We start from the raw sequence: 23,255 nt of genomic DNA, 5'->3' as shown, positions 1-23,255 counted from the left end.
ACTCACCTCCTATCCGTGTTCTCTTCTCTGGAAACACTGTAGCCTCAGTATAGCAAACATTCGTTCGATTGGCAAGATGCGAAAAAGATGGTGTTCCCCGCAGGGAACACCATCCAGAAATTATTTCAGCCACGCTGCCATATCCCGCATTTCCTCCAACACTGCTGCTGGGCTGACGATGCGAATCTTACCGCTAAAGGTAAAGACCCAACTGAAGAACGGAGGGCTTGGCGCGACCTCGACTGTGGCGCGGAAATGCTGTTCATCTACAGTTTCCGTCCACACATTTTCACCGAAGCGGTCGATCACGCTGCGCATGACCTCATTATCGCACAGCAGCTCTACGGTACAGAGGTTGTCCGGGTACATCCCAAACACCTTGCGGACATACTCCGCCGGATCAAAATCCAGTGTCTGGACTGCCGTATGTTCCAGTGGTTCGACTGCCGTCATTCGATCTACCCGAAATTGTGCAATCTTTCCGTGCTTTTCCGACCAACCTACGGCATAATAGCAATCTCGGCTCCAAATAAGGGCATACGGGCTGAACTGATAGCGGTAGCCGTTATGCTTGAGTATCTTTTCTTTCTGCGGGGTGTATTCGTAATACTGAAAGGTGATCTGCCGTTTTTCCTGAATGGCGTTATGGATCTCATCCACGCTGTAATAGATGCACTCATTCTCCGGTTTGGCGGTGCCGTCCATATAAATATGCCGATCCAACTGGCGGGCATGAGATTCACTGGTGAGCTTACCCAACTTTTCAATAAGCCGCTCGCTCTTTTTAGCCGTAATAAAGCGGGAGGATTCTACCGCGTCCACCAGCAGCTTCAGCTCCGGCAGTTCAAACATCCTCTCCCCCACGAAATATCGATTCTGGGTGCTTTTGACGCATACGATGTCCATACCGCTGCTTTGCAAGACTTCAATAGCGGAATATACGCTCTTGCGCCCCGCCTGAATGCCATGCTCCTGCCAGAAGGCAAGAATATCCGCCACAGAGGCCGGATGCTGGTCATCCGTATGCTCATACAGATACCGCTGTAATAGCAGCAGACCATATTGGGATTCATTTTTCACATAGCAGTACTCCATTCAAATGGGAAAAGGCGCGGCGGCATTGCCGCCGCGCCGTTCAGTACTTTGCTTGGATATTTGCGTTTGTACCTTACTTCATCGCGCGATAGAGGAACGTCACGATCTGGGCTCTCGTGCAGGTGTCGCCGGAGCCGAACAGGCCGTTGCCGATACCGCCGGTAACGCCGTTCTTCTCTGCCCAGGCGACCGCCGCCGCGTAGTAAGCGTCAGCTGCCACATCGGTGAAGGCAGAATTGCCGCTGACAGCAGGGCTGCCGTTGGCACGCCACAGGAAGGTGACGATCTGAGCGCGGGTGCAGGAAGCGTTGGGGCTGAAAGCGGTGTCGCTTGTGCCCTTGGTAATGCCCTGCTCCATAGCCCACAGCACTGCGTCATAGTAGTAGCTGCCGGATGGAACGTCAGTAAAGGGCATGACCTTGGTCTTGGGGGCGGGGGAACCGGCAGCGCGCCACAGGAAGGTGACCGCCTGCGCTCTCGTGCAGTTGCCGCTCGGGTCGAAGGTCACAGCGCTGGTGCCGCTGGTAATGCCCTTCTCAACCGCCCAGACAACAGCGTCCTCGTAGTAGGAGCCAGAGGGAACATCGATGAACGGGTTCTTGCCGGTGGGGGCAGAAGCCTTGAACGTGGCCGCCACGGTGACCTTGCTGGCGGGCATGGTGAAGGTGAACTTGCCGTTCTTCTCGGTCAGTTTGAGATCCTTGTTGTTGCCGTCCAGAACGGTGAGGGTATCGAGCACATAGCCCTTGTCGGGAGTGACCGTCAGGGTGACAGCAGTGCCCTTAGAGGCAGTCTTGTGGCTCGCGGTCACGTCGCCGTTCTTGCTGTCGAGCACCTTGACGGTGTAGGTGGTGCTGCCGGAGGAGGAACCGCCGGAAGAACTGCTGTTTTTCTCAAAGATGGCCTTGACGGTCACATCGCTGGCAGGCATGGTGAACTTGTTGTTGGTGATGCTTACACTGCCGCTGACCACCTGCCACTCCTTGAAGTGGTAGCCGCTGTCGGCCGCGGCACTCAGGGCAATCTCGGCGCCTGCCTCAGCACTTGCGGGCGTTGCGCTGGCGCTGCCGTGGCCATCGTTCTGGACGGTGACATTATAGGTGACGGGCGTATCCGCCTTTTCAACTGTTATGGTGCAGTTTGCGGTGTATCGGCCGTCCGCTGCAGCAACGGTGACGGTCGCAGTACCCTCGCCGACAGCCATCACAACGCCACTATTGACCGTCACGACAGAGGCATTGGAGGTCGTCCAGGTAACAGACTGGTTAGTCGCATTTTCCGGCTGAACTGCAGCCGTCAGAGTTGCAGTGCCGCCGACCTTCATGTTCAGCGTGGTCGGGGTCAGTGTAACACCGGTAACATCGACCGGGACCGCGTTCACAGTCACGACGCAGCTTGCAGTCTTATTGCCGTCAACCGTAGTAACAGTGATCGTAGCGGTGCCAGCGCCGACACCCGTCACAACGCCGTTGTTGACCGTCGCAACATTGGCATTCGAGGTCGTCCAGGTAACATTTTTGTTGTCCGCATTGGCGGGGGCTACAGTCGCAGTCAGGGTCTCAGTTCCGCCGACCAGCATGGTGGTTTCAGACTTGTTCAGCGTAACGCCGGTGACGTGGACAGGCGGGGTGTTGATGGTGAGCGTAGCAGATGCGGTCTTGCTTGCCCAAGATATGTCATTGTTATAATCATACGTAGTCAGACTCAGATTCTTTACGCCAATTGCATACTCGCCGGCAGTCGCATCATCCGGAACATGAACAACAATTTTGGAAAAGACAGTTGTTACGGCATTATCGACTGAGGGAACGTACCAGCTTACAATGCCTGTGTTAAGGTTGACGAACCCGGTGTAAGAAATAGCGGGCGTGCCGGATTCAATCGAAACCAGCGTAAATCCATCCGGAAGGTCGACAGTGTAGGAAACACTGCTAAGGCCAAATTCCTTGGACATCTCCAGTGTCAGCGTAACATCCTGTCCAGCTCCAGCCTCAATGCTTGTTTTATCCAGCTCTGCCAGAACCGTTGGCGCATCTTCCGCAAACGCGGTAACACACAACGACAGGCACAAGACAACAGCCAGAATCAATGCCAGAATTTTTTTCATTTTACCTATCCTCCTCGTTTAAGCATCCCAACTTAACTGTTCGCCTCTGAGATATTGACGGTTCATAAGCGCCAAATCAGCTGCATTCACTACGCCATCGCCGTTCACATCGCAGATCATCGTATCAAATTTGCCAATTTGCTTCCCCTGGAGAATTGCACGATTAATCAGCGCAAGATCAGCAGCATTCGTCTCCCCATCTCCATTTGCATCACCCTTGGTTGCAACAACAACCTTTGCAGCCTTGGGAAGCCCCGAGACATCAAAGATATACGTATTGTCCGAATTTCTAGTGCCGATCAGTCGGGTCAGCGTACCGTCAGCAGCCTGAATCATCACAACGCAGGGCTGATCGCACGTTACGGTCAGCGATTTATTTTCTGAATCGTAGATCGTCGATGCAGCCGCAACGCCGATCGTCTTGTTGTCGATCACAATGCTCTCCGTTTCACCGCCGCCAGTTGTCGAACCGCCTGTCGTGGAGCCACCGGTCGTGGAACCGCCCGTTGTAGAGCCTCCTGTCGTGGAGCCACCGGTCGTGGAGCCACCCGTTGTAGAGCCGCCCGTCGTGGAGCCGCCAGTTGTCGAACCGCCCGTCGTGGAGCCGCCCGTCGTGGAGCCACCGGTCGTGGAACCGCCCGTTGTAGAGCCTCCTGTCGTGGAGCCACCGGTCGTGGAGCCACCCGTTGTAGAGCCGCCCGTCGTGGAGCCGCCAGTTGTCGAACCGCCCGTCGTGGAGCCGCCCGTCGTGGAGCCGCCAGTTGTCGAACCGCCCGTCGTGGAGCCGCCCGTTGTCGAACCGCCTGTCGTGGAGCCACCGGTCGTGGAACCGCCCGTTGTAGAGCCGCCTGTCGTGGAGCCACCGGTCGTGGAGCCGCCCGTCGTGGAGCCGCCCGTCGTGGAGCCGCCCGTTGTCGAACCGCCTGTCGTGGAGCCACCGGTCGTGGAGCCGCCCGTCGTGGAGTCACCCGTCGTGGAGTCACCGGTTGTACCACCGGGTACGACAGTAGACAAAATACTCTCATTGTTCGCATTTTTAAAGGTCGTCGTTTCAATCTTTACTTGTGTGCCGTCCGAGCAGTCTGCCTTCACCTTGAATTTCAAAGTGAATAGTGTTCCGTCTCCCGTGCATTCATTCTGAACGTTAGCAATAAAATTCACCTTGCCTGTGGCCGTATTACCAATAAGAGTTCCTCCGAAACTTCCATTTTCAATACCTTGTAGTTCCAGTCTCTCCTCATCATACTGGATGGTAAAGTCAAACGCCGCAAAGCCAGGATTGTTCGCTACGGAAACATTCAGTGTAACTTCATCGCCTACCTTGACTGTTTGCTTTACCGTTTCAACAGCTATGATAGCTGCACTGCCGTTGTCTGCATCAATTGCCGCAGCAGTGGTGATACTCATTGTGAACATCACTGCCAAGGAAAGAAATAGAGACAGCAAGCGTTTTCTGCTTTTCATTCTTTTTTCGTTCCTTTCGTTATAAAAATGTGTTGTATCACAGGATACATGAGTTGAATGTGCCCTCCTGCCAGAGAATATGCTTTTCCGAATTCTCTGGCAGGAGAATAATTAATCAGTTCTCATAGCCAGCCAGACGCCTCTGGAGTACCCAGGCATCAAAAATGTCAACATCACCGTCGCCGTTTACATCGCCATTGGCAGGAATAAAGCCTTCGACCTCATATCCGGCAAGATAGCGACTCAATGCGTAGACATCGAAAATATCAACATCGCCATCGCCGTTCACATCGCCTGTCGCAAAGTCAGGTGCTGCAAAGGTCTCATCCAGCTTTGCGATGCGCTGTGCGAGCCAGCTCTGCATATCGGCAAGAACCGAAGTATAGGTGGTGTTCTGCCAAATGTGTTCGGCATTGCTCGGATCTCCCACTCGGATATACGGCCAGAGGACGAAGTTCATTTCCGCACTATCTGTCAGGTGGTCCGCATAACCATAGATCGTACCGTTCTTCGCGATCAGAGCATTGGCTTGCGGAGCAAATGTCTCGTTATAGCACTTGATGACGGCATCCCGGAAATCGGGGATCTGAATCAACGCTTTCGCCAGATAGTGATAGTCGGTCGTTTCCGGCGTGATCTGCTTGGTCCAGCCGGTGCCGAGCGTCATATCCTGATCCCAAATAGGACCGGCATACATGATATTATCCGCATCCTTGTAGAAGTAGAGCGAGGACACAAAGCCGTCCGGATTGAGTGCCAGCTCCTGCAGCAGGAAGATCTTCACGAGCGAATCGCGGTCAACATAGTCGTAATAGTGCTTACCTTCGGCGTTGATGCCGGTGTAATTGCCGGTTTCGTCCGTGGCATAAACCGCATTCTCAAACGCCTGATAGTATTCACTGATATACTTCATGGCTTCGTCGCTGCACCATTTGGGGCTCTTGACATTGATGCCCTTGCCCTGAAGGGTCACAAAGCCGTTGATCTCATCCGGCGCGTTGTGGTTCAGCTCCAGCAAATAGCCGCCCGTGATGTCGGCCGGGTCAGTAAGGCCGGTCGTATAGGTATAGCTCCCTCCATAGGCATTGGTGCCGGTCGCGGGGGTCATGTTCGTCCCGTATCCTGGATTCTTTTCCTTGTACGCCGCTTCCAGATCGGTGATATCGATGCCGGTATCCTTGACCGCATTCTTTTCGCTCAGCAGATACACGCCGCGATACTCACCATCGTAGTACAGGTTCACCCAATCGCAGCTCGCTGTATAGGGCATTCCCAAAGCAGCCGCCATGTCCTTGAACAGCTTGTCGTGCATCAGCGTAGCGTCAAAGTAGCTTGCCAGCAGCACCCAGGTCTTTACGCTCTCGTCGTTTTGCAGCAGATCGGAGACCGTTTCCAGCTTCATCTGATACGACTTCTTTTCTGCGTACGTGAAGGTGGAATTGCCGCGCGCCTTTAGCTCGGTGATGTTCGTCGCGGCGATCTCGCCGCCGTTTGCGTCGATCATCTTGAGCGCGGCTGTCGTGGTGTTCCGCTTGCTGCTGTCTACATAGCTGCGTCCCTGCGCGCTCGTATCCGTGCTTGTCAGATAGAGGGTCGGAAGTTCGGATGCCTGCATGATGCGGACGGTGAACGCCGTGCCGTTTCCGACCTTCGCAGTGATGGTCCGATAGCCGTTCGTCTCGGAAGCCAGCGCCGAAACATCCAATGAATCTGTGCTGGAAACGTTCTGGCTGCCCAGATCGCCCATCACCACCAGATCACCGGTCTCAGCCGAGCGCGTGAACACGGCGTTCAGGCTCGCAAGGTTTGCCGAAGCGGGCAGGAAGAGGTAGTTCGTGCCGTCCATTGCCACCGCGGGGATCTGGACGCTGTCGACCGTTGCCGTCATCGCCTTGACGTCTGCCGAGATGGGAGAGGTCCGTGCGCAGAGGATATTGGACCATTTTGCGCTGCTGTAGACCTTATTGTTTTCCGCCGGAACTTTGGTGCGGCCAGCCGCTACAAAGTAATACTCCGTGTCCTCTTTTAGACCTGTAACCGTAATGGTAGTTTCGGCAGTGGTTCCCATGTAAGTCCGGCGTTCGTTATCCTTGTCGCACTGGTAAACTTCATAATACTCCGCACCAAGTGCGGCGTTCCATGTAAGGGTCAGAGAGTCTTCCGTTGCAGACTCAAGCGCCAGCTTCGTCACATTGTTGGGCACAATGTAATAGGTCAGCGTTTTATCGCCGTAGTAATTTCCTCGGCCTGTACATTTGATCTCGGCCTTGCCGACATTCTTGCTGTCCGGCCATTCCACATACAGATCGGGGATCTGTCCGTTGATGAGGTTGGCGTCATTGTTCTGCGTCAGCACATAGTCACCGCGTTTGGCAAAGCTGCCGGGACGAACACCGGTGCCGGTGTAATAATAGTTGGGGGCCGGTTCGATATCGCGAGGATTTTCAGGGCTTCCGAATTTGAAGACGACATCTTCGCTGTTGATATCGATGCCGTGGAACTGGCAGACCGTGCAGACATGGTTCTCATCCCACTTGTGATCGACGGGGCGCTGAAAATCAGATCGATCCGTTGTCTTGCATTGCGGACAGGTATAGGTAATATAGCCGCCGGTCACGCAGGTGCGGCTGTCGCTCTGCGTGGTAAGGTAGGCATAGCCGTCCGCGCAAGAGTGGTATCTGTTCTCGCCCAGAGAAGAGAACTCGTTCTTCTTGACACTTCCGTTTGCGAGGATGACCTGTTTGCTGTCTGTGGTGGAGAGCAGACCATTGAAAGCATAGCCGTCTTCAGGTTTCAGTGCCGTGCCGCAGACTGCGCAGGAAATCGTTCCAGCGGTCATATCGTACTTGCTGGTTCCACTCACCGTGTGCTTGCCCAACTCGCAGTCGGTGCGCGTTTTGGTGTAGGAATCCAGCTCAGTGCCATCGTACTTGATAGCCTTGACCGTGAAGGACGCTTCCGTTGCCTGCACTGTGAGATACATGCCGTCGTATTCGGTATGAGGCTTGGCGCACGCATAGTACTCCCGATTTTCAAACTTGTTGCTCTTGCCGCTCAAATCGCCGCAGACAAAGTACACAACGCCGTTCCGGCTGTTTTCCACCTGCTTCACGCCACCGAGCATGGGATAGGTGCGGGCGTAGGCATGGTCATCACCGCCGAAGACGAAGCTGAAGCCTGCCTTCTCAATGCTGGCAAGGATTTCCGGTGTTGCGGAAACGGACTCGGTGCCATAGATGGGTTCGTGCGACACGAGTACCTTCCAGACGCAGTCGGTGGTCAGGTTCTCGGCAATGTCCGTCAACGTCTCAGAGAGCTTCGTGCCATGGTTCACGACGACTACGCAGACCTTGCCGTATTCCATTTTGTACCAGCTGTTCTGCGCGCTCTCAGGCAGATCATAGATCGCCTTGCTGATCTTGCCATCCGCATCGCCGTAATACTCATGGTTGCCAAGCACATGGATCAGATCCACGCCGCCCAGCGTACCGCTGTTGAGCGTGTTCAGGAACGGACGGCAATGTGTTTCATACATTGTCACATTGTCGATGGCATCGCCGGTCTGAACACCGAAGTCATAGCTTCCTGCTCTCAGCTTTTCCAGCGCTGCGGCCAGATTTGCTGTGTTGCCTGTTTGAATGTCGCCCAGGATGAAGAAGTTGGTCGTATCCGCGTTCGCAACAGATGTTTTGAAGCTCTGCGTATCAGACCATGTTCTCCCATCGCCCACCTGATAGTAGTAGGTAGTGCCGGGTGTCAGACCGGTAAGCGTTACCTTGTTGCACCGCAGTGCATCGCCGTGGCTGCTCTGCACAAAGGTCTGAAGTGAGGAGGTCCCCTCCACCGGCGTAACGCCGCTGAGGTCTTCCGAATTAGAATACTTCACCTGTGCCTTTGCATCAGAACCATCGATCTGGGTGAGCCAGGTAATGCTCTTGGTGCCGGGCACTGTCACGCCGTTGGTGAGGATACCGAAGGGCTTGCCGCCGTTCTCAGTCGTTCTTTCGCAGACGATCACGCGCTGGTTCCAGGAGCGGCCGCTGCCGTTCTTTTCGGCATAGAAGGTATATTCACCCGCCACGTCAAAGGTTTTGGTAAATGTGCCCTTCATGTTGGTGCTGCCAAGCTTCGTGCTTGTGCCGTCGCTGTTCACCTGATAGATATTGGCGAGCGAAACGTTTGCGCCATTGACATCCGTTACGGTCAGCTCGGTCGGCATTCCGGCAATCGCCTGCTTGCAGTTGAGCTGATAGTCCGCTTTTAAGGGGATGGCCTTCTCCTCACCGGAGAATGTATAAACAGTTTCGTTTCCGTTGCTGTCCGTAACAGTGTAGCTGCCCTGCGTCACTGTGCATTTCAGTTTGCTGTCCGATGCGGCATTTGCAGGAATCTTGATGATGAGATAACCCAGCTCGGAGACATAGTCATAATCTGCTTCCTGCACTCCGGTCAGCATTGTCCGCCGCGCCTGCGCGGCCTGCTTCGTGACCGTGATCTTCGCAAGTCCCTTTTTCAAAGCGTCTTGATCCAGTGTCAGTGTATAGTTGCCGCTGAGCGATTTGACCTCAGCGCCCTCAAGATACTTTGCAGCGTTGCCCATGGCGCTGAAATCCACCGTCAGCTCTGCCTTTTTGACAGTCTCGCCAGTGTTATTTACGATAGCAAAGACGTATTCCTTGCCGATTTCCGGCGCCTCGGGCTGCGGCACGATATCGACGGCGGAGCGCACGCCCTCGGTGTTCTCCACGCGGAAGGTGCGGGTCTCGGTCGTCACGTTGCCGTAGAAGTCTTTAAGCCGGATGGTAAGGGTATGCGTGCCGTTACGGAGCGCCACGCCCGTGAGGTAGAGGGAACCGTCATTGATCTCCAGCTTGCCGGTATAGTCCGTACCGTCCAGCAGCACGCGGATACCGCTGGTATCGATGCCAGTGGCGTATTTATCGGTGAGCTCGCTGTCAGAATAGATGGCGTTAAAAGTGAGATTGCCGCTGTTCAGCACAGTGGAGCCGTCTCCTGCCAACGCCGTACCGGAGGAAGTCTCCGTGACCGATTCCAGCACCGGGTTGGTGATATCGTTGGTATTCGTGCCGTAGATGAACTGGACATTATCCACCAGAATATGTCCCTTGAAGCGTTCATTCATCAACTGCGTCTTGACAACGCGGAAGGTATAGGCGCGGTAGACATCAATGGGCATCTGCATGGCGGAGATATCCGCCTCCACCCAAAGCCAGCCCTTACCGGCCATTTCGCCCAAAGTATTCAGGATAATCTCGTTCCCTTCGGCATCCTTGCTCTTACCGTAGTACTGGGTGTACATGGTCGTACCCTTGGGAACCTTGCCCTTTGCGCCGGCATCACCGAAGTTGCCATATGTAAAGGTTCCGTCCGGCTGCAGTGTGTTGTACCCGCCATCGGTGTGTGCCTCCGCCGTGTCTCTTGCTCCGCCGGCTAAAATAGCCTTCAGATTATAGGGGCAACCCTTCAAATCCGCCGGCACATTTACCCACATGCCGATCTTGGTGGGCTGCACAGTATTGACATACAGGTCGCAGGAGAAGCCACCATCCGCTGCCGCAACTGATGTTTCACCACAGGGTGAAAAGTCGAAGCACAGCTTAAACGCCTGCTCGCCAAAGCGGACGCGTTCATCCACCGTTGCGCCTACCACACCAGAGCCATCAAATTTAACACCGGAGTTGGTAGCCGTTCGCATCCAAAGTCCGTACTCCCGGATATGGGCGTCTGTCAATTGGCCATATGTGAGGTTATCACCCTCTCCGCCGTTCTTTCCGCTTGTAATGTAGGTGTTCCAATTGACACCAGTCCGGGGCTCAAAGTCCATAAGCACCAGGGGCTCCAGACCCACCACCAGCTCCACCTGCCCGGTCAAGGCCGAGTTACCGGCAAGTGTCACCTTAGCCGTTGCTCGCAGGGAGTTGTTCGTGTCTGCGGTAAAGCGATTGCCCGTGAATTTACCAACTGCGAAATCATGGGTTAAATTCACTCGATCTGCATTTTGTTCCAGGGTGCACTCCGTCCACGTATTGTTGCGCATGTCCAGCATTTCAGCCTTATCATGTGTCAGAACCTCGTGGATCCCAATTGTTCCATCAGTGTAACTGATGGTGCGGCTTGCCTCGGTAAAATAAGTTAAATAGGTTCTTGTCTCTGTAGAACCCCACTCTATTTTCTGTTGCACACCGATGCTGCCGGTAAGCGACATATAGACATTGCCATTGGAGTCAGAGTATTTCCATGTTGGAAAACCCGCGCTGGGGACATCTCGTCCCTCCCAAGCCTTTTCCTCTACCTTGGTATTGTACTTATAGCTGATGGGTTTACTTTCATCCAGCGTCCAGACGAAGTCTCCATCCTTATAATGGACCTCTCTGCCCTGCCATGTAGGCTTGAAGGTCAAATCGCTTGTTTTGCCGAAATCAATGGAGACGCTGTTGTTGGTGAAGCCCAGCTTGTCCGGCCATTGCACCTGAATTTTGGTCTGTCCAATGATCTGGCCGCCGACCTTCAGACCGACTTTGACCTCGTCGCAGGTACCGGCAGCCGTGTAAAGACCATTCGCATCGATGCTGCCATTGCCGGAGAGAATCGCCCAGGAAGCACCTGTGGGAATTTCCGCCTTGCCGCCGGCGGCGTCAATGCCGGTCGCTTTAAACTGCACCGTGCTGCCGGGGGTATAGACCTCGTCATTGGGCGTCACCACCGCATGGTCGAACTGACCTGTGGGCTGCGCCGTGGAGAGCACCATGATGGTGTTGGACACCTTACGCTCGTAGCCGTCGGACGGACGGCAGCGCAGGGTCAGACCGGCGGTGCTGTTTTCCTGCTCGCCCTCGCGCTGGGTGGCAAAGGTCGAGGAGCCGCCGCCGTCCAGATTGATGGCATGCACGCAGCCCAGATCTTCCATGGCAGCGGCAACCTCCGCCATGGTCATGCCGACGGAATAGGGCGCCTGACGACCATCCACCATGAACATCACCACCGAGCCATCCGCCTTGATGCCGATGGCCGTGCGGGAGGCGCGGGTGACGTTGTCCAGACCGCTGCGGGCATGGCCATTCTCAAAGATATCGCCGAAGCTGGCGACCGCTTCCAGAACATTGCCTGCCGCATAGGCGGCGTTGCACTCCTGCGCGCTGGTGATGTGCGCATCGCCGCTCTTGTCGATCCAGAAGGTGGTGCCGGTCGGCGCGTTGATTTGCGTGCCGCTCATGATGAAAGCACCACTGGGTCGGCCGTTGCTCATGTCGTATCCGCCCGCATTGATCGCACCAACAACATTGATATTGCGGCGGGACTGCATGCTCTGCGCCTGTTTGGTCGTTTCTGTCATGGCCCAGTTTCTGCCGGTTTTGATGGTATCGATATCATCATCACTGTAACCGGCCGCAATGGAAGCTGTGGAGCCTTCGCCCACCTTGACCTCCATCACATGACCCATCATCTGCTGGGTCAGTGCGCCATTGTTCAATATCCATTCGTATTCCTTGACATCGGGTGTCATGGCATATTCCTTTTCGGATATCTGCCGGATACCCAGTCGGTCAAGTCCGCCGCTGCTTGCGTTCTCCGCTGCCTGAACCTGTGCCGGTAGCAGTGATGCCGTCAAACAGAATGTCAGCAGCAGCGAAAACAATCTTTTCATGTGATCTCCTCCTGCAGTATATGTTTTCTGCGGCTCCCCGCAGTTGGGCACCTATTACATTAGTGTGTCGGCTTCTCCGGCTGCCCGGCTAAGATCGCCGTACATTGGCTCAGCGGCCTGCCTGCGCAGACAGGGCAGCCGCAGCGCTGCTTTCCTGTACGGCTGCTGATGACCGACTTCCACGCATGGCCGTTTTCACACAGCCACCATGCCTTCCGGCTGCTGCCGGGCGTTACCTGCTGTGGCGTGAGACTGCCGTTAAGGGTCGGATGCCACTGCGATGCGATCACCGGCTCCTTGGCCTCCAGATCATTAAATCCCGGCAGGACCTTGCGGTTGGTGCAGTACGGGCAATCGCTCCCCTTATTCACACGGTGGGTGATGACCGCACAGAAGGAATGGCCCTTGTCACAGAGCCACCACACGCGGCGATTGGAATATGCGCTCACCGCCTCCGGCGTCAGCGCGCCGTTCTTTTTCCGGTCCCACTGGACCGCAAGCCGCGGATGCAGCGAAGCGAGATCATTAAATCCGGACAGGACCTTTTGTCCCGCGCAGAACGGACAGCCTGCATTTGATGTGACGCGGCTGGCAACGCTCGCCTGCCAGCTATGTCCTTTCGGGCACCTCCACCAGACCTTCCGGTGTGCTCCCGGCATGACCTGCGTCGGCAGCAACGGGGAATTCTTTTCTGTGTCCCAGTCCGAAAGCAGATCAGGAAATTTTGCCGCCAGGGAGTTTTCCTCCGGCAGAACGATGCGGCCAGCGCATATGGGACAGCCCGTCCCCTGTGTGCGGCTTTTAACTGCAGAGCGGTAAGAATGTCCTTTAGCGCATCGCCACCATACAAGCCTTCGGCTGCCAACCGTCAGCTCAGAGAATTGCAGCAGACCATTCTTCTCTGCATCCCATTCCGGCTCAAGCTCCGGATGGCACATTCGCAGAGCCTTCTTTGGCTCTGCCAGACGTCCTGAGCAGTATGGACATCCGCTGCCGGCGGAGCGAGAATAGATCTTCGCCTGCCAGTGATGCCCGCTGGCGCATCGCCACCATACCTTTTGGTGACTTCCGTAGGTCACATCCTTCGGCGTGAGCGGCGCATTCCGTTCACCATCCCATTGTGCCAGCAGGTAAGCTTGATCATGCTCGGCGCAGAAATCGTACAGAGACGGACGGATCGCCGCTCACCTCCCGCAGAATCGTTGTCCGCCTGTATTACAGGCGGATGGGTCTTTTATAGCTGATTGTGTATCCGGCACAGTGGCTAAAAAAGTACGCTTTTTTAGTCGGTTTTAGGCCCTTGCCTTATTGATATTTTGTTGGGGGTGTGCTATGGTAAATAAATAAGATTATTTGTATATCGCTGTGGTCGGCAACCTGTACTTTTTTATCCACGCATCTCAGTCCGCTCTTTCTTAACAGTTTCTTTACATCTGCCATCCTGCGCCCAGAGCAAAAAGCTCCGGTGGGTGACGCCCAGCAGTTTTCCTGCCGCACGTGCGGACAGCTCGCCGCGCTCCCAACGCGCTTTGACTTCGCCGAATCCTTCTGGCAACGCCTTGCGGGGCCTGCCAAATTTCACGCCGCGCGCCTTCGCTGCGGCGATCCCTTCCGCCTGCCGCTGGTGAATGAACTCGCGCTCTGTCTGTGCCACATAGGATAGCAGCTGCAGCACGATGTCCGCGATCAACGTTCCGGTGAGGTCGCGATTCCGCCGCGTGTCAAGCAGAGGCATATCCAGCACAACGATTGCCGCACCCTTTTCCTTTGTGATGATGCGCCATTGCTCCAAAATTTCCTCATAGTTTCTTCCGAGACGGTCGATGCTCTTGATCACAAGCGTATCGCCGTCTTTCAATTTGCGCAGCAGTCGCTGGTAGCTGCGACGGTCAAAGTCCTTGCCGGACTGCTTGTCCACAAAAATCGCCCGGTCCGTTAAACCGAATTCCCGCAGAGCGATGAGTTGACGCAGTTCATTCTGCTCCTTGGTCGAAACTCTTGCATAACCGTATTCCATATGCTGACCTCCCAATTTATCAGTAGATAAATTGTAAGCCAGGTGCCGGCCACATGGACAATATAGTGTTATATCACTATTATAGCATATATTTTTCCGTTAGTGAAGTATCACTAATAACCTTTTCTCAAATAATTTACCATAGTGATAAATCGTCATGGAGGTTTACACTATGGATACTCGGGAAACTGTTGCACTTCGCATCCGCCAACTTTGCGCAGAACGAAAAATTACGCCGAACGGATTAGCAAATCTGTCTGCCGTTCCTCAAGCAACCATCAAGAGTATCCTTAATGATGAAAGTAAAAATCCGGGCGTCGTGACGATTAAGAAGCTTTGTGATGGCCTTGACATCACCCTCGGCGAGTTCTTCTCCACGCCTGAATTCGATACGTTGGAGCAGGAGATCGAGTGAAGCATCTTTCTCAGCCTCTACCGCCAGCGCTCCTCCATTTTTCACGTAGAGTACACGCATAGTGCGTGAACTCTACGCTCTATACGGGGTATGCCTCGCTCCACGAGGCAGGAAACGCTTTCCTGCAGCGCTGAACCCTCCGGCACATCGGAAAATGTGGGCGACGCGGCAAGAACTGGGATCGTCAGTACTGCGGTCAGCATCAACGCTGTGCAGAACCGACGCAAAATGATCTGAATTCTGTTCACAGGATAACCTCCATAATATAGAGCCGACCGGGACACAGTTTTCTGCGTCCCGGTCGGTCCGTTTTTTTCTTCTATTCATAATAAAATATTGGCCTTGCAATGGATGTAAAGCCGCTCTTTCCCGTCACCACCACGTTGTTGTACCCGCTGGCGCAGTGGATGATGAGCACATTACCGTTGCCGTCAAATCCGCAGACAATACCGACATGACTGTCTCCCGGATAGAACACAAGGTCTCCCGGCCGGGCATCGCTCCAAGCGATGGCAGTGCAGTATTCGTGCTGCATGGTTGCTCCGCCGCCATGGCCGATGATATAGCTGCCGCCAGACTGGTTGTAGAATACCCAATCGACGAATCCCGAACAATCTAAGCCGAATGGACGCACGGTCCCGCTGCTGGAGCTGCCTGCCGCTGTCACCTCCATAGGCGTTCCCCAGCGAGAGTCCCATCCAAGCACAAGGCTCTTTCCGCCCCAGAAATAATTGACCTTTCCAAAGAGCTGATATGCGGTCAATACCACCTGCTTGCGTTCCTCGCTGAGATCGGCGGGGAGCTTTTTGATGATCTCTTGGATCTTCTCCGGAGACAGGTCGATATCCTGATAACTGCCGGTAAGCGCCATGAACAGTTCCTGATACTCCGGCTGCATCAGTTTTTCCAACAGCTTGTGCTGCTCGGCGTTGAACCGATACTCGTCCGCCATTTGCAGATGATCCTTGACTGTGACAGTGATGTGCAGGATAACGGTATCGCTTTCATCCTCGTCTCCCGAAATGGTTTCCACCCAATAAGAGATGGCGTTCATGTCCCAGAAGATCTGCCGCAGGATGTCCATTTTTTCTGCCGTCAGCGTGGCGACCTCATCCGGCGACGATGCATCCGTCGTTGTCCTCACAGCATAAACAGCCAGCACATCCCGCCAATTGGAGATCATGGCCGCACTGCCGGCGTTGTCCATATCCAATTCATCATGCGGATTCTCCGCCTTGATCTGCTCGATGCGGTCTGTAAACTCCGTGTTCAGCATCGTCACAGCCTCCGGCATCGTATATCCGGTGCCGCTGTCCTCACCGGAGAAGAAAATCCCAAACGGTGACGCGATCAGGAGCCCGATCAGGCAGATGACTAACACCATTGAGAGGACCGTGCTGCCGCCCGCCATCATCGCCGCCACAAGACTTCTGGCGGCGGACAGGATGGCCCGCAGCGCCCGTCCTGCCGCCTGGGATGCTTTCTGCGCGGTGGCCTGCGCCGCTTTCGCGGCTTGCTGATACCGCGCTGTCTGCACCGCTGCTTCCCGTGCGGTGCGGGCGCTGCTTTGCAGCATGACCGCCTGCTTCTGTGCGGACTCCAAAGTTTTCGCTGTATCAGCTATCTTCTTAGAACGCGGCGAAACAGAGACGATGTCACGCTCCATCGGCAAGTACTTTTTCCTCGCTGGTTTGGGCAAGCTGGTTTCAGCTCGTTCTTTGATGTGAGGTATCTGCTCCGAACGCATTCTGCCCGGCATGGCGCTGCCGCCCCTATCTGAATGTAAGGCTTGCGCCGTCTTGACCTGGTGGCGCGATACGGCTCGCTTTTGCTCTGCCTGCCATCGGGCAGCTTTGCGCCCGCGTTCCTCCATGAATACTCTCTGCCCCTGCCGCTGCGGTTCCGCTGCCACTGTGACCTGTGTCTCTGTCTGTGCGCCGATATAGGTATCTTTTGTCTTGTCCTTGGCGGCCTTTTGCGCGGCGTTCTGGCGCGCCTGCTGCCGTCCACGCTCCGCAGCGCTCTGCGACTGCGACCCGGCAGAAGTGGTATCTTTTCCCTTGATAGCAGAATACTTCTGCTCTGTGGCATCGGCAGCAGGAGCGCCGCCCTCCGGCGGCTGCTCCTGCGGTCTCTTCTTCCGCTGCCGGGTGAGTTCCTTTTCTGCCCGACGCAGGCCGCGGGCGGCGGTATCCTCAATGGTGTCGCCGCCGTACTCGTCTGCCTGCCCGTGCTGGGCCGTATCCCGCAGCTGCGTCCGCAGCCGCTCAGAGCCGTCGTCCAGACCGCTGTGCAGCAGTTCTCTGGGTGTCGATACCGCCTTTTCCTTGATGCGCTCAGAGAGCGTGGGTTTTTCTTTGATTTTTTTCATAGCACATCACGCAATAAGGTCGGAGGGGCGGGTCGTCATCATCTGATACAGCCTGGTGTGGCGGGGAAAGCTGTCCACGAAAGGCACGATGGCGCTGCCGCACTTGATGAGCCCACGCCCGGAGTCCACATTGGTGATGTAGGAGAGCTGATTATCCGAGATGTTCAGCAGGCGCGCCAGTTCCTCCCGGTCTGTAGCCGCCTGATTCAGCATGATGAGGAATTCACTGTTTGCCAGCATGGTGCGGGCCGTGTGGGACTGCAGCAGGTCTTCGATATTCTGACTGATCCCCGTTCCGCAAGCCTGGTATTTTCGCATTCGTTTCCACAGGGTGAACAGGAAATTGGCGCTGTACTCATGCTGAAACAGCAGGTATATCTCATCAATATAGATCCAGGTGTTGCGCTTCAGCCCACGGTTGCGGATGATGCGGTTGAAGATGCTGTCCAGCACCACCAGCATTCCTACCGGCAGAAGCTGCTTGCCAAGGTCTCGGATATCGTAGCAGAGGATACGGGCGTTGGTGTCCACATTGGTGGGCTTGGCAAAGGTGTTGAGACTGCCGTCTGTAAACAGCTCAATGGCCAGCGCCACATCCTGTGCTTCCTTTTCCGGCTGGCGGAGCAGCTCCGCGTGGAAGTCCTGCAAGGTGGGGACCGCGCCGTGATAGCCGCTGCGGATATAGTCCCGGTACACCTGCGCGGTACAGCGGTCGATGACGGATTTTTCCTTGGCAGACAGCTTGCCTGCCCCAATGAGCTGTTCACAGAGGGAAAGCAGGAACTCGGATTTCAGCACCACGGGGTTCTCTCCGTCCCCATAGCCCTGCTCCATATCCATGGCGTTGATATGGTTGGGTGAGGTGGCGGAGATGTTGATGACCTGGCCGCCCAGTCCTTCGATGAGGGGGCGGTACTCCGATTCCGGATCGATGACGATGATATCGTCCTGCGTGGACAGCGCCAGTGACACCATCTCCTTCTTGGCGCTGAAGGATTTACCGGAGCCGGAGACGCCCAGAATGAATGCGTTGCCGTTGAGAAGCTGCCTGCGGTCCGCCACGATGAGATTTTTGCTGATGGCGTTCTGCCCGTAGTACACACCGCCACGATCCCAAATCTCCTGGGCCTTAAAGGGCATGAGGACAGCCAGCGCTTCCGTGGTCAGTGTGCGCAGGGCATCGATGCGGCGCAGGCCCAGCGGCAGCGCCGTCACCAGCCCGTCCGCCTGCTGCCAGTTCAGCGTCGTGAGCTGACAGAGGTGCTTGCGGGCAATGGACTGGAGCGTTTCCGTATCACTGTCCAGTTCTTCCTTGCTGTCTGCCAGATGCACCAGCGTCACCACGGCAAACATCATCCGCTGGTCGCGGGTGGTGAGATCGTCCAGCATCTCACGGGTCTCCTTGCGCTGCTGCTCCAGATCGTAGGGGACAACGGCAGAAAAGTTATTGTTGGCGTTCTGCCGGCGCTGCCAGTTGGTCACATTGGTCTCCACACCCAGCAGGCGGTTCTGCATCTCTCGCACCGCCTCATCGGTAGGGACAGGGATGATGTCAATGGACAGCATGAGACTGCGGTTCAGGCTGGTAAGCTCATTGATCATGGAATCCTTGATGTAGCTGGCATACTCCTTCAAAAAAAGCACCCGGCCATATTTACCGCCCATGATAAAATGATCCTTTTTGAATTCCATGCTGTCCGGGCAGATGGCGTCCTTGAAGGAGCGCCCGTTCTTCATGTTCTCCCGGAGGTCAAAGCGGAACTCGCTTTCCTCACCCACACGGTAGAAATCATGCAGGATATGGAGGCGGTCTGCCGCATCCAGTTCCTCACAGCGAGAGTCCATGTGGTTCAGACGGGAAGAGGCGTCATGGACCGTGCGGTCAAAAAACGCGCGGGCTTCCTCCACATTTTTCTTATGGACGGACAGTGTGATGTAGCGCTCCTGCACCACACTGTTGGATGAGTCCGTCACCTTATCCAGCAGCATGGCGTTGTATTCCTTACGCCCGCCGTCCAGATCATCTCCCTTGGGCGGGATGAGGATCTCCTGCTCAAAATTGCGTCGGTCCAGGCGCTTATTGTTGATGGTGATCTTCGTGGTGGAGCCGGTGTCCAGTGCGTTCAGCAGCTCGGAATAGCTGAGAAACATGGCTGTCTTATCCTCTTTCGAGGCGATGGCATAGTTGATGTCGCTAAAACGCAGTGTTTTAGAATACTTGCTGCCAAATTGAAAGACCCCATCCGGCCAGATGCGGCGGATGGGGATGATGTCCTGTACAGATTTCGGAACCGTAAATCTTTCTTTGTCCTGCTTCAGCGTATTTTGCAGAGTTTTAATCAAGTTTGAGAGCCTCCTTTATCGTTGAATTTTCCAGAGCTTTGGCGTATATGTTGTCCGATTTGAACACGAGCCTGCGGGGAAACAGGAATTCCGAGCGGATATACGCGAGCAGAAAGCGTTCCAGCGTCATGCCGTTATACTGAAAAAAGCCGCCCAGGGCAAAGGGAAAGGCTGCAAGCACGCAGACCCAGCCGATCTCCCCATTCCCCAGCACAGGGCGCAGGCCGAAATATACGCCCACTGCCACGGCGACCGCCAGCAGCGCGAACAGCAGCTGCCGCAGGGACAGCCCGAAGAATAGACTCTCCTGGTAATTTCGTACTTCTTTGTTGATGCGGACCTCCAATGGATCACCTCCGAGTTTTTTCTGAGTTTTGCTGAACAGACTCTTGCTTTGTCTGTGCAGTCATGGTACTATGCCACAAACCCGATGAAGGAGGTCGTGACACATGATCGCTTTTCTGATGATCGCCGGGCTTGGCGTCCTGGCGCTTCTCTCCCGGTTCGCCGCGCTGACACGGATGACCATCCCGCTTTTGTACACCGTGTCCATGCTGACGGTGTTCCACGGCTGGTATCGCGCCCATACCGTGCTGGCAGACCGCATCCTGTTCGCCCTTGTAGGGCTGGTGGTGCTGTCCTGGCTGCTTTCGCTGATCCGCTTTGTCTGCGATCTTGTTATGCAGGCACGGGATGACGCTGCCGCTATGGAGTATTTCTCCTACCGTGTTCGCAAAGCACGGGAGAACGGCGAAGACACCGTCAGCACAGAGGGCCTGTGGCGCTGAATCAGCCAAGGCCCATCAGCTCCCGGATGATGCGGTCGCTCATCTTGATCGCGCCCACCAGCACCAGCATATTGAAGATCAGCTCGCCCACATAGTTCCATACGATGGTGGCTGCCGCCAGCGTATCGTCCGCGATGGCGGGCGGGGACGAGGCAAAGGCAGAGAAGATCACACAGGCCAATACGATGACACAGCCCTCCATGCAGATGGCGGCATAGCTTTTCAGAAAAGCAACGCCGATACTGCTGGAGGGCTGTCCCGCAAAGCTGGCCAGCGGGATGGGTGCGATGGCTGTGGCGATGTAGAGCTTAAAAAAACGGCTATATACCGTCAGTATCATGACAAGGGAGAGCACCCAGATAAAGAGCGAGCCCAGCAGCGTCACCGCCCAAAGGGGGATGGAGTCAATAAAGCCCACATCCTCGATGACACTCACCAGTTCGTCCGGCAATGTGGTGGCAGACATGGCTGTCAGTCCGGAGGAATCCATGATGGTCGTCACCATGCCCTGGGCAACGCGAAACGCGCCGGTCATCAGCTCCATGCCCCACGATACCGCCGCCTGCGCCAGCACAAAGCGGATGAAGCATTTGAAGGCCACTTCCGGCTTCTTCATCTCGGTAAAGCTGCCGCAGGTCTTGACCACGCCCATCACGAAAAACAGCACCAACAGCGCATACCCCACAGCTTTTAATCCATCGTTGATGTTCACGATGACATTCCAGACACCGCCGCCCTTGAAGGACTCCGGCGAGGTGCTGATGAGCTGCCAGATCTCTGCCAGCCTTCCGTTCCACATTTCCAGCGCAGAGTTCAAATTGTCTACGATCCAGTTTCCACTTCCCATTCAAAATCACCTCCTACGGGAAGAACAGGGTGAACGGTATCATGCCGTTCACCCTGCCGCGTTTTTTCAGCCGGTGATGAGGGAGAGGATCTCCTTAGTAAAGGTAATGACGATACCGCCTGCCACCGTCAGCATACCGTTGGCGCGCTGGGAGGGATCATGGCTCTTGAGAGACAGGCCCACCTGCAAAATACCGAAGCCCAGCAGGATGAGGCCAATGGCGCGGATCAGCGAGAAAATGAAATCAGACAGGTTGTTGACCACCGTCAGCGGGTCATCTGCCGCCAGCGCAGGCACTGCGGTGGCGCCCAGAAGCAGAGTAACGCAGGCAAACACGGAATAGACGCGCTTTGCCTTTCTCTCGAAATTTTTGTTGTTCAAATCATGTTTCATGCTGCAGCATTCTCCTTTTCATTGTCAAAATCAGTTTGGAACAGCGGCTTTCCCGGAATGGGAGGCTCCACCGTTCCGTGGTGGATGTAGGGCGGTCCGCCGCCATCCATCGTATAGCGGATGGCGGGATGCTCCATGAGCTCATACTTTTCGTCCATCACCGGCCGTGTGCCGCGGATGAACAGAATACAATACCGGTTATCCAGCATCCGCACCTCGTCCGGCGTCAGCAGTTCCCGCCCACTGATCTGGAAGTTGGTGGAGTAAGACCCGGACCGCCCTTTGGTCTGCCCGTGGGTCTTGGTATCGATGGTGGACTTGCCCAACGCCTCGGAAATGTACTTGTGGGTGCTTGCCTCGTTACCGCCCAGATAGAGCAGCGTGTCCGAGTTGCCGGGGATGGTTTCCCATGAGTCCTTATACAGCTCCTTGATCTGCGCCATGTTCTGGATGATGGTGCTGCAGGAGATGTTGCGGGAGCGCATGGTCGCAAGCTCCCGCGGCAGCCCCGGCAGATTGACCGATGGCGCTTCATCCAAGATGAAATGCACGTGGCAGGGCAAGGCTCCGTGATGGATCTGGTCTGCGCAGTAGTAAAGGGTCTGGAAGATCTGGGAGTACAGAAGACTCACTAAAAAAGTAAAGGTCGTATCATTATCCGGGATGACGGCGTACAGAGCGCACTTTCGCTCTCCCAGCGTGTAGAGATCCATGTCATCATGGTCGGTGACAGCTTTAATCTGCGGCAGATTGAAGGGCGCCAGCCGCACAGCGGCAGACACCAAAATGCTTTTCGCTGTTTTGCCCGCCGCCTGCTTGAAAACCTTATATTGCCGCAGGGCAACGCTTTCCGGGTTCTCATACTCCATTGCCCGGAACAGCAGATCCAGCGGGGAGACATACTCGTCATCGTCCTCCTTCACTTCGGCATATTCCAGCACACGCAGCACCATTGAAAAATTCTGCTCATATTCCGGCGCTTCCTGGAACAGCATGAGGATGATGGCCTGCAGCAGTGCTGTCTCGGACTTCGACCAGAACGGATCGGACTCGTGACTTCCCTTGGGCGTCGTTGCCTGGATCAGCGTGTTCACCAGCTTCAGCGCGTCCTTTTCATCCCGCAGATAGCGGAACGGGTTATAGCCGTCCGACTGCGACAGATCTACCAGATTCAGCACTCGGATGTCGTATCCCTGCCGTTTCAGATACCCTCCGGTGGCGGTCAGCACCTCCATCTTCGGGTCCGTGATCACATAGTTGCTGTTTGCTTCCAGAATGTTGGGCTTGACATAGCCGCGGGTTTTGGCCGCGCCGCTGCCGCCAATGACCAGCACATTCAGTGAGCGCCGGTGCTTGTGGGTATCCAGCCCCAGCCGCACATGGCGGGTGAGGATCTTGTTCTGCTTTTGACGGAACTGCGCGTTGAGCTGCCGGGGCGAGCCCCATGCGGCGGAGCCGTGTTCCTCTCCGTACCGTGTTCTGCCCTGTCCGGAAGCATAGAGACACAGCCCCATGAGATATGCGCCGGTGCAGACGAGAATGGAGAACAGGCTCTTGTCTGTCCATTGGATCTGGAAGGGCTGTTCCAGCGCGGCAGTTAAGTTTGATAGCAGCTCCGGCAGACCGCCGCCAAGGGACTGGGCGATCAGCAGCGCCGCCCATATCACAGGGATATAGAGGAACAGCGCAAGTACCAGATCCGTTGTTTGGGATGTCTTTTTCAGCCGCATCACCTCCTGCATAAAAAAT

Annotated in this window: 14 protein-coding genes; 2 read left to right on the top strand and 12 right to left on the bottom strand. The window is 55.5% G+C overall.

Annotation, left to right across the window (positions count from 1 at the left end; genetic code table 11):
- Positions 1-120 precede the first annotated feature (120 nt).
- The 6 genes from SRB521_RS07120 to SRB521_RS07090 all read right to left on the bottom strand — a co-directional run bounded on the left by SRB521_RS07120 (position 121) and on the right by SRB521_RS07090 (position 14,349).
- Complete coding sequence (locus SRB521_RS07120; protein WP_116722097.1) at positions 121-1,080, bottom strand: helix-turn-helix transcriptional regulator; 960 nt, start codon at positions 1,078-1,080, stop codon at positions 121-123.
- An 88-nt stretch (positions 1,081-1,168) separates the two neighbouring features.
- Positions 1,169-3,202, bottom strand: a complete 2,034-nt coding sequence (locus SRB521_RS07115) for an InlB B-repeat-containing protein (protein WP_116722064.1) — start codon at positions 3,200-3,202, stop codon at positions 1,169-1,171.
- A gap of 18 nt (positions 3,203-3,220) precedes the next feature.
- Positions 3,221-4,666 carry a cohesin domain-containing protein gene (locus SRB521_RS07110; protein ID WP_129868822.1) on the bottom strand — a complete coding sequence of 482 codons (1,446 nt, stop codon included), beginning with the start codon at positions 4,664-4,666 and terminating at the stop codon, positions 3,221-3,223.
- A 115-nt stretch (positions 4,667-4,781) separates the two neighbouring features.
- Positions 4,782-12,332 carry a phosphodiester glycosidase family protein gene (locus SRB521_RS07105; RefSeq protein ID WP_116722062.1) on the bottom strand — a complete coding sequence of 2,517 codons (7,551 nt, stop codon included), beginning with the start codon at positions 12,330-12,332 and terminating at the stop codon, positions 4,782-4,784.
- A 59-nt stretch (positions 12,333-12,391) separates the two neighbouring features.
- A complete protein-coding gene (locus SRB521_RS16880; RefSeq protein WP_420810026.1) occupies positions 12,392-13,459 on the bottom strand; it encodes a zinc-ribbon domain-containing protein in 1,068 nt (355 codons plus the stop codon).
- A gap of 260 nt (positions 13,460-13,719) precedes the next feature.
- A complete protein-coding gene (locus SRB521_RS07090; RefSeq protein WP_116722060.1) occupies positions 13,720-14,349 on the bottom strand; it encodes a recombinase family protein in 630 nt (209 codons plus the stop codon).
- Positions 14,350-14,521: 172 nt separating this feature from the next.
- Between SRB521_RS07090 and SRB521_RS07085 the strand changes: the two genes are divergently transcribed.
- Positions 14,522-14,764, top strand: a complete 243-nt coding sequence (locus SRB521_RS07085; RefSeq protein WP_116722059.1) for a helix-turn-helix domain-containing protein — start codon at positions 14,522-14,524, stop codon at positions 14,762-14,764.
- Between the two features lie 319 nt (positions 14,765-15,083).
- On the opposite strand, the gene SRB521_RS16475 is transcribed toward SRB521_RS07085, so the two are convergent.
- From SRB521_RS16475 to SRB521_RS07070, 3 genes are read right to left on the bottom strand one after another with little or no spacing between them, the layout of a single operon-like run.
- Positions 15,084-17,135, bottom strand: coding sequence for a C40 family peptidase (locus SRB521_RS16475; protein WP_242976557.1), 2,052 nt, complete (start codon positions 17,133-17,135; stop codon positions 15,084-15,086).
- Positions 17,136-17,141: 6 nt separating this feature from the next.
- Positions 17,142-19,478, bottom strand: a complete 2,337-nt coding sequence (locus SRB521_RS07075; protein WP_116722058.1) for a VirB4-like conjugal transfer ATPase, CD1110 family — start codon at positions 19,476-19,478, stop codon at positions 17,142-17,144.
- Positions 19,471-19,824 (bottom strand): PrgI family protein, encoded by a 354-nt coding sequence (locus SRB521_RS07070; RefSeq protein WP_075704031.1) that lies wholly within the window; start codon positions 19,822-19,824, stop codon positions 19,471-19,473. The genes SRB521_RS07075 and SRB521_RS07070 overlap by 8 nt, the downstream gene beginning before the upstream one ends.
- Positions 19,825-19,927: 103 nt before the next feature.
- On the opposite strand from SRB521_RS07070, the gene SRB521_RS07065 reads away from it, so the two are divergent.
- Positions 19,928-20,266 (top strand): hypothetical protein, encoded by a 339-nt coding sequence (locus SRB521_RS07065; protein ID WP_116722057.1) that lies wholly within the window; start codon positions 19,928-19,930, stop codon positions 20,264-20,266.
- 1 nt (position 20,267) lies between these two features.
- Here the strand turns inward: SRB521_RS07065 and SRB521_RS07060 are convergent, their stop codons facing one another.
- The 3 genes from SRB521_RS07060 to SRB521_RS07050 form a co-directional block, all read right to left on the bottom strand.
- Positions 20,268-21,113, bottom strand: a complete 846-nt coding sequence (locus SRB521_RS07060) for a VirB6/TrbL-like conjugal transfer protein, CD1112 family (RefSeq protein WP_116722056.1) — start codon at positions 21,111-21,113, stop codon at positions 20,268-20,270.
- A 66-nt stretch (positions 21,114-21,179) separates the two neighbouring features.
- Complete coding sequence (locus SRB521_RS07055; RefSeq protein WP_116722055.1) at positions 21,180-21,506, bottom strand: formate hydrogenlyase; 327 nt, start codon at positions 21,504-21,506, stop codon at positions 21,180-21,182.
- On the bottom strand, positions 21,503-23,248 hold the full coding sequence (locus SRB521_RS07050; RefSeq protein WP_242976556.1) for a VirD4-like conjugal transfer protein, CD1115 family: 1,746 nt from the start codon (positions 23,246-23,248) through the stop codon (positions 21,503-21,505). Before SRB521_RS07050 ends, SRB521_RS07055 begins: the two co-directional genes overlap by 4 nt.
- Between the last annotated feature and the right edge of the window lie 7 nt (positions 23,249-23,255).

Origin of the sequence: Intestinimonas butyriciproducens, from assembly GCF_004154955.1 — a bacterium.
GTDB lineage: Bacteria > Bacillota > Clostridia > Oscillospirales > Oscillospiraceae > Intestinimonas > Intestinimonas butyriciproducens.
The sequence above is the reverse complement of the archived record's forward strand: the minus strand, read 5'-3'. Positions and strand labels throughout refer to the sequence as shown.